Source organism: Streptomyces sp. NBC_00376, from assembly GCF_036077095.1.
In the GTDB taxonomy this organism is placed as follows: domain Bacteria; phylum Actinomycetota; class Actinomycetes; order Streptomycetales; family Streptomycetaceae; genus Streptomyces.
Map to the genome: position 1 here is coordinate 8,110,521 of NZ_CP107960.1, position 12,027 is coordinate 8,122,547.

General features: G+C 66.0%; 6 protein-coding genes and 5 pseudogenes. 3 read left to right on the forward strand and 8 right to left on the reverse strand.

Annotation, left to right across the window (positions count from 1 at the left end; translation table 11 throughout):
* Nucleotides 1-3: 3 nt before the first annotated feature.
* The 3 genes from OG842_RS36370 to OG842_RS36380 are packed head-to-tail and all read right to left on the reverse strand — an operon-like array spanning nt 4 to nt 4,429.
* On the reverse strand, nt 4-1,254 hold the full coding sequence (locus OG842_RS36370; protein ID WP_266734745.1) for an AAA family ATPase: 1,251 nt from the start codon (nt 1,252-1,254) through the stop codon (nt 4-6).
* Entirely contained in the window at nt 1,251-3,647 is a 2,397-nt protein-coding gene (locus tag OG842_RS36375; RefSeq protein ID WP_266734743.1) for a transposase, read from the reverse strand. The genes OG842_RS36370 and OG842_RS36375 overlap by 4 nt, the downstream gene beginning before the upstream one ends.
* A complete protein-coding gene (locus OG842_RS36380) occupies nt 3,644-4,429 on the reverse strand; it encodes a TnsA-like heteromeric transposase endonuclease subunit (RefSeq protein WP_266734742.1) in 786 nt (261 codons plus the stop codon). The genes OG842_RS36375 and OG842_RS36380 overlap by 4 nt, the downstream gene beginning before the upstream one ends.
* 712 nt (nt 4,430-5,141) lie before the next feature.
* Here OG842_RS36380 and OG842_RS45305 point away from each other — a divergent pair.
* Nucleotides 5,142-5,612: pseudogene (locus OG842_RS45305) on the forward strand (TniQ family protein); the annotation flags it as partial.
* A 258-nt stretch (nt 5,613-5,870) separates the two neighbouring features.
* Here OG842_RS45305 and OG842_RS36385 read toward each other — a convergent pair.
* The 3 genes and pseudogenes from OG842_RS36385 to OG842_RS36395 all read right to left on the reverse strand — a co-directional run bounded on the left by OG842_RS36385 (nt 5,871) and on the right by OG842_RS36395 (nt 8,067).
* A complete protein-coding gene (locus OG842_RS36385; RefSeq protein ID WP_328512606.1) occupies nt 5,871-6,005 on the reverse strand; it encodes a hypothetical protein in 135 nt (44 codons plus the stop codon).
* Nucleotides 6,006-7,110: 1,105 nt separating this feature from the next.
* Nucleotides 7,111-7,479, reverse strand: a pseudogene (locus OG842_RS36390) (transposase); the annotation flags it as partial.
* A gap of 174 nt (nt 7,480-7,653) precedes the next feature.
* Complete coding sequence (locus OG842_RS36395) at nt 7,654-8,067, reverse strand: hypothetical protein (RefSeq protein ID WP_266734740.1); 414 nt, start codon at nt 8,065-8,067, stop codon at nt 7,654-7,656.
* Nucleotides 8,068-8,166: 99 nt separating this feature from the next.
* Between OG842_RS36395 and OG842_RS36400 the strand changes: the two are divergent.
* Nucleotides 8,167-8,510 (forward strand): annotated as a pseudogene (locus OG842_RS36400) (helix-turn-helix domain-containing protein); the annotation flags it as partial.
* Nucleotides 8,511-8,742: 232 nt separating this feature from the next.
* On the opposite strand, the pseudogene OG842_RS36410 reads toward OG842_RS36400, so the two are convergent.
* Nucleotides 8,743-9,133, reverse strand: a pseudogene (locus OG842_RS36410) (transposase family protein); the annotation flags it as partial.
* A 593-nt stretch (nt 9,134-9,726) separates the two neighbouring features.
* Between OG842_RS36410 and ltrA the strand changes: the two are divergent.
* Nucleotides 9,727-11,190, forward strand: coding sequence for a group II intron reverse transcriptase/maturase (ltrA, locus tag OG842_RS36415; RefSeq protein ID WP_266734739.1), 1,464 nt, complete (start codon nt 9,727-9,729; stop codon nt 11,188-11,190).
* A gap of 115 nt (nt 11,191-11,305) precedes the next feature.
* Here ltrA and OG842_RS36420 read toward each other — a convergent pair.
* Nucleotides 11,306-11,659, reverse strand: a pseudogene (locus OG842_RS36420) (helix-turn-helix domain-containing protein); the annotation flags it as partial.
* Nucleotides 11,660-12,027: the final 368 nt, after the last annotated feature.

A 12,027-nucleotide genomic window follows, 5' to 3' on the forward strand; every position in this document is an offset into this window, starting at 1 on the left:
CCGTCAGCTTGCCTCGTCGGCCGCGGCGGGGCCGTCGTCGTCGAAGACGGTATTGCGGCCTCGGGGGTTCTTCTTCTGCGTCGGCTCGTGGGGTGGAATGTCGGGCTGTTCGCCGGATCCGGCGTCGAGGTCGGGCATGTCGTCGGGGGTGACGGTGAACTGGTTGAGCAGGTCCTTGGTGAGACGCTCGCTCTTGTTCTCCATGGCGCGGCGGCAGCCGTGCTGGATGAGCTTTTCCAGGATGCCGACCACACCCTTGGTGCGGTTGAACAGGTACTCGGGCATGTCGCCGGCGGTGAGCATCCCGGTGGTGTCGCTCAACAGGCGCAACTCACACTCCAGGCGCCGGAGATGGACTATCCATGCCTTCATCTGCGCTGGTGTCTTGTACCTGAATGGGTCGAGGTCGACGACCTGGAAACGACGTTCGTGCTGGCTGGCGGCGTGGGCGTTGGGGCTGCGTCCGACGTCCTTGACCGGCTCGTAGACCCACTCCTGGGTCTTGGGGTCACGGCGGCCTTCGCGCAGCAGACCCGAGGTGGGGATGCCGACGCCGACCAGGATGAGCGTGACGGGCATGCTCATCATTTCGCGGATCAGGTCGAGCACGTCCTGGTCGGCTTCCCGGTGGAGCTTGAGGCGGGTGATGTCGTCGATCACGAGGGCCTTCGTGGCGTGCTCGACGACTGCGGTCTTGACGGTGCGCACGAGGTCTTCCAGGCGCATGCCCTTGTGGTCCTCGCCGTAGAAGTCGAGGATCCGCTGGCAGGTGGAGATGGGAGTGGCCTTGACCGGGCAGCGTACGTAGGCGACGGGGGCGACTAGGTCGCGGGTGCCGGGCATGGCGTCGGGGTTCGCATAGTTGTGGAGGGCCAGCCATTCCTCCTGGAAGATGGCCAGGGCTTCGCAGATCGTCTCGGTCTTGCCCTGGGCGCCGTCGCCGTTGACCATGATGCCGCCGCGGGTTCCGGCCTTGTGGCTGTAGGCGCCGTCCTCGACGCGGGCGAGCACCGCGTGGGCTACGCGTTCGCTCATCGGGGTGGCCTGGATCGGCAGGGAGCTGTGTGTCGCGAGGCGGTGCAGGTCATGGATGCGCTTCTGGCGCTTGGTCAGACGGCCGTACTCCTCGGCTGTGAGGATCGGCGCGGGGACGAAGGCGTCGCGGGTCTCGCACCACCGGTTCCAGCCTTCGAAGGTGGTGCGGTCCACCGTCGGGCCGGGGAGGAACGACAGCGGGTTCGGCTTCGAGGTCATTGGCTGGCCTCTTTCTCGGTCTCGTCGGGCGTGATGGGGGTGTCGTCATCGACGGAGTCGTCGTCCAGTAGTGCCAACAAGCTCGAAGAGCGCAGCCGTTCGGACAGGTTGGGGGCCGTCGACAGCTCGTCGGGGATTGCGGCTTCGCGGCGGCGCCGACGTTCGCTGTTCACCGCGTCGTGTATTTGCTGTGCGCGATCCTTCGGACGAAGAGGTACGACTTTGCCTTCGGAGGAACCTGTCCGCGCGGCGGGGACAGTGGCGCGTGGCGTCGGCGTCTCCTTCTTGATCGCGTTTGCGGGCCGGTCGGCGGCCGCCGCGGCCCGCTGGGCGACTTCGCGAGCGTGCTCGGTTCGCTTCCGCTTGGAGAGTTGGGTGGGCCACTTCTCGACCGGGATGTTGCCGCCGATCAACTCCAGCAGAACTGGAAGGAGTTCGGTGTCCGACTTCGGGGCAAGGCCGGTCTTGCGTAGTTCCCGCATGGCTTCGTGGACGCGGGCGTCGCTGAAGGCGGGCACCTCGCCTTCTTCGGGCAGGCCCGTCCAACGGAGCGTGTGCCAGTCGTGCGTATCGGGGTCCTGGAAGAACACGAAGCACGGATCACGCGGGTCACGGTGGACGACGTACCTGTTCTTGTTCTTCTTTCCTCCACGGCCGGAGAGCTTCCCGCGGTAGGGATCCAGGGCGGGTCCGTCGTACCAGAGGTTCTTGACCTTCACACCGCGCTTGCCGTGGATCATGAGCTTGTGCCGCGGCAGGAGCCGGTAGTACAGCTCGGCGGGGGGAATCCGCAGAGCGAAGCCGCCCTGGGCCATAGCGGCCGCGAACAGGCTGTTGGGGCTGTGATCGCCACGCGGGTCCCAGCTTGGGGCGTAGGAACCGAAGCGCCGGTTCTGCCAGGTCTCGACAACCCAGGTGGCGATGATGTGTTCCATCCCCGTCACGGTCAGGCAGGCGTCGGCCTCCGGGTCCACGCCCCGGTCGGCGACGTCCGTGCCCTGGTAGCCGAGCAGGACCGCGAATAGCAGCGACTTGATGGCGCCGAACGTCCGCTCCACGGAGTGCTTGTCGGTCGGACGCAGAACGCGGCTGGGTTTGATGTTCGCCTTGATGACCCGCTGCACTTCGACGAGGTGGTGGTTGCGGTAGACGGAGCCGTGGTCGGTGGTGACCGTCTCGGGAGAGAAGAACGGCAGTCCGGCGACTTCGTACCCGGCGAACTCCGCGACCACCGTGTGGGGGACGCCTGGGTAGGCCCACTCCACGTTCGTGCCCCACTCCGGGCGCATCGGCAACGGCATCATCATGTCCCGCAGCACCATCGCCACGTCGATCGACTTGTCGGAGACAAGGCTGAGGCGGAACGCCACGATCGAGCGCGTGTAGACGTCCAGTGCCAGCGTCAGATACACGGAGACCGGGTCGCCGAACACGTTGTCCAGTACCTTCACCGGCAGCACTGTGCTGTCCAGGGCGACGACTTGGCCGGGGCGGTGCACCACGATGTGCCAGCCGGTCGCGTACTGCTTCGCCTTTGCCGCTGAGCGTATGTAGCGCTGTCGTCCCCCGTTGGAGCCGAACCACTCTTTCCAGATGGCTCGCAGGGTGTCGTAGTTGGGGATCTTCACACGCGAGGGGGCGGCGGAGTCAGGCTTGGTGGCTTCCCCCTCGGCGGGCTCGGCCTCGGGCGATTCGAACACCTCCCGTATGTACTGGTGGATGAGGCGCTCGATGTCCCGCATGGTCATTTTCGAGCGGCGATCCGAGCACTCCGCATACACCGCGAACAATGCCTCGCGCAGTTCGGGGGAGATCGTGTGCCCGGTCGCCTCCCGCAGCCACCGGTCGTCCGCGACGCCGATCGGACCGTACTTCGCCCGTGCGGTGTCCCATCGAATCAGCGTGCGCAGGCTCGCCTTGTGCAGACCGTTCGCCTTCGCCTGTGCGGGGGCCTCGGCCGCGGCTTTCAGTAGTTCCTTTGCCTTCGCCTTGCGGCGCTGGGTCAGCGTCGTGATGTCCGGGTCGTACTGCGGCAGGGGTTCATGCGGCAGCGCGTAGAGCGGGTCGCCGCTGCGATACCCCGTTTTGGCCTCGAGCAGGTGCTCCATGCGGAGCATGATGATCTGGCGCTGGTGGTCATCCAAATCATCCATTGCCTTGGGCTGCCGACCGCGGTCCGCGGCCGGCAGGTCCGTACGCGTCCGGGTGGAGGGACGGCAGTCCGGGCGATGCATGAGCTCGCTCAGCGAGGTCTTCCACGCCTCGCCGTTCTCGTCGACGAGGGTGACCCGGCTGAGATGGGGCAGACAGGACTGGATCCGCCACGCGCTGCCACTGATGATCAGCTCGGCGCCCGCCGCCAGGTTCCACATGGGATCTGCTGAAGTGCTCACCGTGGCAACTCCCGGCGGTGCTGCTCGGGAGCCAGACGGATCAGGCTCGCATCACCGAACGGCCCCGAGAGATCCGCGCCAAGGTGTCGATGCCAGAGCAGATGAATCGCATGAGCCCGGGCGATCGCCGGAATCCGGCACTGCTCAACCAACTCGCCGAACGGCAAGGGTCCTTGCGCTGCCACCTGCCGTAACTGGTCCTGAATGCCCAGCACATCAGGCGTCGGACGCCGCTCCGCGGAGAGTGCGTCCACGTTCGTCCACACGTGTCGGCGCCACCCCGCCACGACGCCGTACTGCCAGCCCGCCGACAGCGCGGCCTCGGCGGTGGCGGCAAACTTCAGTGCGTCCTGCGGCTTGATCCGATCGGCAGGACGTACGTCGATCAGGAAGAGTCCGGACTCGGTCACCAGCAGGAAGTCCGGGGTGTGCTGGATCGACTTGCCGCCGGAGAGAAACCGTAGCCGGAACGGCTGACACAGGGCCTCCACCAGGCCCGCGGCGAAGTCGGCGACCAGCAGCAGCCGCTCCTCCTCGTGGCTTTCGAAGCCGTGGTGCCGGTCCGTCGCCATCAGATACTCGAGCCCGGGGCGGTGGAACTGGTCCGTGCGCCAGGTGAAGCGGCGTACCGGAACGCTGCGCCGGAGATCCATCATGTCCAAGTCGCGCACCGGTCTGGTGATCGGAGTCTGGCCGAACTTCCACGTCGTGGTCCAGCGCACGGGCCACTTCTCGTCAAGATCCAGCGCCTGTGTGTACTCCGTGAACCCGGAGTCCAGCACGGCGAGGTCTTCAAGGGAACAAATATCCGACCAGGCACCATCACGGTAAGGTGTCGGTCCAGTGGACCAACTCCGCCCCGAAGTTGCTGAGTTCATCTGGGAGCGCTCGCCTCCTCGCCGTGATCCGTACTCCAAGAGCGGAAAGACCGTATGGCTCGCAACGCAGCCCAGGTCGTTCACTCTTTCGTAATTCACACATTCGAGTGAATGTGTCTCCGCTTTCTTCCCGCAGGCAAGGCACGGCTGATCTTGTTGAGCCCGTCCGAACCGGCACGGCTCGGAGGCCCGTCCGGGGCGTGACTTTCAGGCACCAACAGGGCGAACACGAATCAGGGCTGGATGGACGGCGCCACTCTGACGCCACTACCTCGCAGCTTGACCGGCTCGAACGACACACCGAGCGGATCGCTGTCCAATGTGACCTGGGCTCCCGGCTGCCGCGGTACGGCGCCGCGACGTGAATGGGCGCCGTGACTCTCTCTGGGTGCAAACCGCACAGCAGCGAGATCTGGCTCGCCGCCCGCTGAGGGACTGCCGTCGAACTTTTCATTGAGGGGCGTTACCCGAGCTCCCAACCGTTGCTCTGCAGCGTCACCGGCGACCCACCGTGATCTGAAAGGTGCCTGCGTGGAAGACGTAAATGGCGCGGGAGTGTTGACAGGAGCGGAGCGGAACAGGTGTGCGCGATGACGTTGGCGCGACGAGCCGTGCAATGGGGAGAAGGGTGAGCCCCCTTCCCCGTAGCCTCGCACCGCTTCCGGAAGAATCCTTGACGGGATTCATTCTGCGCTTGGCTCATCGCCTGGACCGATCGCCTGCCCGAATCGGGCGAATCACATCGCTGGTTACCTATGCCTCCGGCGATAGGGCATCGCGGTTCCCCGCTCACCTTCTGCTAGGGCTAGAGCGCGAGAGGGCTAACTCGTTCGCCGCGGCAACTCACCTCACCATGGATGAAGTTGCAGCCTTTGGTCTGAGCTGTCATGCCAGCAGCTATCCACCGCTCGCTCGTGTCGGACTACAGGCGAATGGAAAGATTCGGCGTGACGCCTGGGCCTTTTTGCAAGTCAACCGTTTCTGCGCCGCTTGCCTTATCGGTGACGGAAGCCCTATCCAGCGCGCTCATGGAGGCGCCTGGCGCCGGGACTGGCATTTGCCCGTGGTTTTTGCATGCACACGGCACAGACAGCTACTGGAATACCAGTGCTCCACATGCACCCTTCCGCTCCATGCCGCTTCCCGAGCCCGCCTGGGTATGGTGCTGAACCCTGATGCCAGTGGGATCCACCCCGCGAACTGCCGTAACGTCCTGCGCGGCTCTACTGGCCGACAGCACCGCGCCTACTGCGAAGCACCGCTGACCCGGAGACCCGAGGGTAAGAACTCCGCCACCTCATACCTGGAATCGTGTCTGCGACTGCAGGAACACATTGCCGCGCGATTACTGCCAGGACGCGAAGACCCCTTCTACTTCAACGACCTGCTTGCTGTCGCGCAGCTCGTCGTCCTTGCCTGGCCAGCCTCCACTCACTCCGCACCACTCGACACGCCACTCGCTGACGCTCTGGACGGTCACATCGCTGAGGCGCGACGCAAAAGCGCTCCGCGGCCGGGTGCCCAGCATGGGTCGGCAAGCGTTCTTCGACCGCCTGCCGACCCCAAAGCGACCGCAGCGCTCCTCCTGCAGAGCGACACTCTCCTCGCAGACCGGAATCCCGCGAGCCTGCGTGACACTATGCAGTCCTTGGCGGACAGTGCTGCCGGGCAGGATCGAGCCCGCTTCATGAGGACGCTCCGCAGCCAGCCCGTGACCCCATCACTCGCACGTGCGCTGAGCCGCCAGTACCGAGGATTCCATGCCGGCCGCCGCTACCCCTTGGCCACTGCCGCTCTACGTGTCCCTTCGCGAGAGAGCCGCTTCAGCCCGGGAGAGGTCCCGCAGCTCATCCCTGCCACTTGGTATCAGCAATACTTCTCCGTATTCTCCACTCGTCTCACCGTGTCCAGCTCGGCCAATGCCAACCACATCCGCAGGGCCGCAGCCCTCAAGCTGATTGAAATGAGCACCGGGGCGACGGTGATCGAAGCCGCCCACATCCTTGACATGCCGGTTAGTTGCGCCCTGTCCTCCATACGGCAGCTGAGGAAGCGCTGCCCAGAAGACGCCTGGCCACTCTTCCGCTCGGCCGTAGAAGCCGTCGCGGAACAGATGGAGCGAGACCCGGAGCGCCACAATTACGCTCGCCGACGACGGCAACTGGCTCAATGGGTCGTTCCCGCACAGGACTGGACGGACCTCACACGCGACTTGGGCCATAGCCTCAAGCAGTCCCACCACCACATTGGGTTCTCCGTGCTCGCCTGGGCTCGTGCAACTCAGGGCTACCACCTGTTCAGCCCCCTGATCCGAGACACCACGACCGGGAAGCGGCTAGCCGGTGCGCATATCGTGACTGCGGCTGCGAGCCAACTTAGTAACGCCCGCCGCGGCGGCATGCTCACCTTGCTTCAGAGGCTCGGCCCTTACGCCGACCGGCTCGGGGCGGACTGTGAGGTGAGGGAACTGCCAGCACAGCAGTAGCCCAGCGGCTGTCGTCCATCACGGCGGCGCGGTCGCCGACGCCGCACCCAGCGGTTCACCAGCGCGTCTCCCCGGCGAAATACTTTGCCGCCTTGCGCTAGGTGTGACACAGGATCCGCTGCGGCGAGGTGTGCGCGTCGGGCCTCAGCCAGCAGGTGATGTCGGCGGCCAGGACCAGCCGGCCGTCCGCTGATCGCGGCAGCGGCACCGTGGCCAGGGCCCGCCGCAGCCGGGCGACATCGACTCGGCCGGCGGCCAGTGCGTCGTAGAGCCCGCCATGCCCGCGACGATGTTCGCCCACCAGTGACAGCTCCACCAGCGACCGGACGGGGCCGTCGGCACACAGCACGGCGTCGGCAAGCTCGAACAGTGCATCCGCACGCCTGGTCAGGCAGGAGTAGAACTCACCCCGCAAGCGTGACAGTTCCGCGAACGGATCCTGCCGGACAGCATGATGCAGCAGACTCATCCTCACGGCCTTCGTGCTGGGCGTGTGTGTTCCTTGGTCGGAGCACATGCTCAGCCGAAGGCCGCCTGCGCGTAAGGCAGTTACCAGTCTGAGTGATCAAGTGCGAGACGTCGTTCGACCCCCGAGGTTAAAGATCAAGCTAAAGGCTGTGCCGTAATCCCACGAGGCTGAGGGTCAAGCCGTGTCCGGGTCGACGCCGATGGCGCCGGCCGAGCGAAGCGAACGCCCGAGGTCTCCGGTGAGGACGCGAGGGTGGCGCCGCCACCACCACAGGTCGGGGCCGGGCAGCCTGTGGAACTGATCGAGTGCTTGGCCGTCGTCGTCGATGGTCGCGGCCTTGTACTGGGCGTCCAGGGCTTTGATCCGTGGGGTCCAGAGTTGGACGATGTGTTCGTCCAGCAGGAGCCACGCTTCGTGCAGCCAGTTTCGGCAGTAGAGGTCGTTGGTGTACTCGTAGATGTCGTCGCCGTAGCCGCGCTCGATGACACTCACGAGGGAAGCCCACGCGTTCACCCTTTCAGTGACCGTGAATGCCGTCCGCCAGCCGCGCTGGTGCAACAGCTGTCCCACCTCGGTTTCAGTAGCCACGGGCGTGAGGCTCTCACGCCGAATCCGTCCGGGCCACCGAGTTGTGTCCCGTCAGAGGCTGGCGGCCCGGCAGCAGGATCAAGATGAGACGATCTCGTCGTGGCTGGTGTGATCATGGCGTCGGAGCCGCCCTGGATAGCCCCATTCAGCGGGCTGAGTCCGAGGCAGTTCGGGAAGCTGATGACCATTCTGCGGCGCCAGGGTGCGGACGCCGCCGCAAGGGCCGACCGTGGAGCTTTCCGCTGGAGGACAGGGCACTGCTGGTCGCGGCGTACTGGCGCACGAACTTGACGATGCGGCAGCTCGCGCCGCTGTTCGGGGTGTCGAAGTCGGCGGCGGACCGCATCATCGATCACCTCGGGCCGATGCTCGCGCTCCGGCCGCGCAAGCGGTTCGCCAAGGACGCCGTGCTGATCGTGGACGGCACCCTGGTGCCCACTCGCGCTGGCCGAGCTATCGGCGGTGCGGGCGGGATGAAGTTGCCTGGTTATCCGCCGTCGGTGATCGTGAGGGTCTAGCCGACGGCGGCCTTGGCGCCAGACTCGTCCGCTGCTCTGGAAGCCGGTCTGGTGATTGGTGGAGTACCGGTACTTCTTTGGCTGCTCGGCGATGGTGTGGCCGCGGGTAGGGGCCAGGGCGCCGTTCAGGAGGAGGGCTGAGCGCTTTCCAACCGCACGCGGAGGCGTGTTGAAGGATGAGGAGGGCTTGGACGGTCGCAGTGATGCGGTTGGTGTTGCAACGGAGCTCTCGTAGCAGGAGTCCTTGAGGGTGGCCATGGCCTGCTCGAGGCAGCGGATCTTGGCGTGTGTGCTGTTGTGTCGGCGCTGCCACCGTTTGAGGCGACGGCCGCGGAAGGGGGCCCGGATGGGGCCGCCGGCACCTTGGTATGCCCTGTCGGCCCAGCACTTGAGGCCGGCGGCGGTGAGTGCTTCGACGATCTGTGGGTGCGGGCGGCGGTCAGGTCGTGGGTGGAGCCGGGGAGGGCGGGCGAGGCCCACAGCAGGCGGTCGAACGGGTCGGTGAGGACCTGGACGTTCATGCCATGGCGCTTGTGTTTGCCCGAGTGTGCGCCGTGAGGCGCTTGTTGTTCGAGTGGAGGTGAAAGACCGCCGCCATCGCCCTGTCGCAGCAGGGAGGTTGAAGCTGGGGGCAGCCTGAACCGGGAGGTGCCGGGGAGGGCGGGAAGCAGCCCCGACAAAGCCGGGACGTGCCAGTACTGCCAGATGGTGCGGGTCCGGCAAGCGAGACGGAGAGGAGTACGCGAGGAACCGGCGTCTACGCCTCCTTGAGGCACGCCAGCTCGAACCTGGTGGATCAGGGCTGGATGCGGTGCGTCCCTGCTGGATATTCGGCTGGCAGGGAACTTCCCGGGCGGTCTATTTCGGTCGCGCGGGGAGGCCACGGTGAAGTGCTGCGGGGTAGCCGTGGCGAGGCCGCGGGGGCATAGCCGGGCTCCTACTCCGACGATCGAACAACGAGCGAACACGGGAACCGTCCCGGTTCCGCCTTCCTGCCGCGCGTCCAGCTCGGGCGGAGGGCTGGGTCCATCGTCGGTCGATCGGGCCGGGACGGGGCGGAGCCGCCGTAGTACTCCGAGTCGGGGAGAGCCCGGCACATGGGGAAGGGCGGCAGCGGTTTCGAGAAGGGAAGGAGGCTGCAATGCCGAAAGACGCACCGCTGAACAGTGGTGCTCCCGAGGCCCCGGTGGGGTCTCGCCAGCGGGTATCGGGGATGCAGACCAAGCTTCACCGTTGGGCGGCGGCCGACCACGGCCGCAGGTTCGACGATCTGTTCAACCTCGTATGCGACCCGGCGACGCTGCTCGTGGCGTTCGAACGGGTCGCGGGCAACAAGGGAGCCCGAACCCCGGGCGTCGACGGCCTCACGGTCGTCAACGTCGAGCGGGACCTCGGTCTCCCGGGCTACCTGGAGGACCTGCAACGCGTACTGAAAACGGGTGAATTCCGCCCGCTGCCGGTACGCGAACGTAAGATCCCCAAGCCCGGCGGGAGCGGGAAGGTGCGCAAGCTCGGCATCCCGACCGTCTCCGACCGGGTGGTCCAGGCGGCCCTCAAGCTGGTGCTGGAGCCGATCTTCGAGGCCGACTTCCTGCCGGTCTCCTACGGTTTCCGGCCCATGCGGCGCGCACACGACGCGATCGCCGAGATACACCGCTACGGCACCAACGGCTATCGCTGGGTGCTGGACGCGGACATCGAGGCGTGCTTCGACTCCATCGACCACGCGGCCCTGTTGGACCGGGTGCGAGCGCGGGTCAAGGACAAGCGCGTGCTGCGGCTGGTCAAGGCGTTTCTCAAGGCCGGCGTCCTCACTGAGGGCGGCGACCGCGAGGAGACCTTCACCGGCACCCCGCAGGGCGGCATCCTCTCCCCGCTGCTGGCGAACATCGCCCTGTCCGTGCTCGACGAGCACGTGATGGAGCCGTGGGAGCCGGGCGGAAGGATGTCCACCAGGGGCAGGCGGGCACACCATCGTCACCACGGCCGCCCGAACTGGCGCATCGTCCGCTACGCGGACGACTTCGTCGTCCTGGTCGACGGCAGCCGCGACGATGTCGCCCGCCTGCGCGAGGACATCGCCGACGTACTGCACCCTCTCGGGCTGAGGCTGTCACCAGCCAAGACCCAGATCGTGGACATGTCGGAAGGGTTCGACTTCCTGGGGTTCCACATCCAGTGGCGCCGTAAGCGAGGCTCGAACAAGTGGTACGTCTACACCTTCATCGCCGCGAGGCCCATCCGGCAGCTGAAGGACAAGATCCGTGCCCTGACGAACAGAACGTCGCAGCAGGACCCGGGGACCGTACTGAAGAGGATCAACTCGATTCTGCGCGGCTGGGTCAACTACTTCAAGCACGCGGTATGCAAGACCACGCTGAAAGCCCTGGACCACTTCGTATGGCGACGGGTGACCAGCTGGTGGATGGTGCTGCATCGCTGGAGGTGGAAGGACGTCCGCCGACGCTTCACCGACCGCAATGGCCGGTGGCACAGGCTCTCGGCGGACGGGATCGAACTGTTCCCCATGGTCTCGATCGCGGTCACCCGCTATCGCTACCGGGGCAACACGATCCCCAACCCCTGGGTTCTCAACCACGCTTGAACGGCAGAGACCGTGGAGAGCCCGGTGCGGTGAGAGCCGCACGCCGGGTTCGGCGAGCGGCACGGAGAAACGGGCCGGTGGCAACACCGGCACCGCGCTCCGTGCCGACTCAACAGTACGGGGTGTCGGCGGCGGCCCGGTCGATCGGCAGCAGAGTGCCGTCCAGAATCACGAATGCCTTGGTCCTCGCGATGCTCATCACCTCGGCCAGGGTGGGCGCGAGCGCGGCCAGCACATCAACGGCCTCGCGAATGTAGCGGTACGCGGTCGCGATGCCGATACCAAAACCGGCGGCGAGCTGGGCGTAGGCGTCACCGCACCTCAGATGGGCCAGAGCGAGGAGAGCCTGACGGCCGACGGTCAGGCGCCGCCACCGGGTCCCGATCTCCCCTCGCCGTACAGCGAGTCGTCCGGTCAGGTACCGCAGGGCGCGACTCGACAGGTCGATCGACGACGGGTAGACAAGCACACGAAGCTCCTGGCAGACAGCGGATCTTGGTCGTGAAACCGTCTACCAGGAGCTTCGTCGTTCCGTAGATCCGTCCAACACGGCCAGCGCCATCACGTTGGAGAAGGCGCACTCTTGCGCCCTCGGCAGTTCCGGCGGCGGGGGCCAAGCGAACCCGGCTGATGATGTGCTGAGGCACGAGGCGCTCCGGGTAACTGAACAGCTGTCAGTAGCTGCCGTGTGTGCTCTCCCCGACACATGAGAATCTGCCTGTGCTCCTCTCCTGCTTCGCGAGATGATGCCCATGGGAGTTGCACTCCATGAGTGCAACCAACCCCTCGAACCGGGAGAAGCGCATGGAAACTTCAGAGAACCAACTGCGGTTCCGT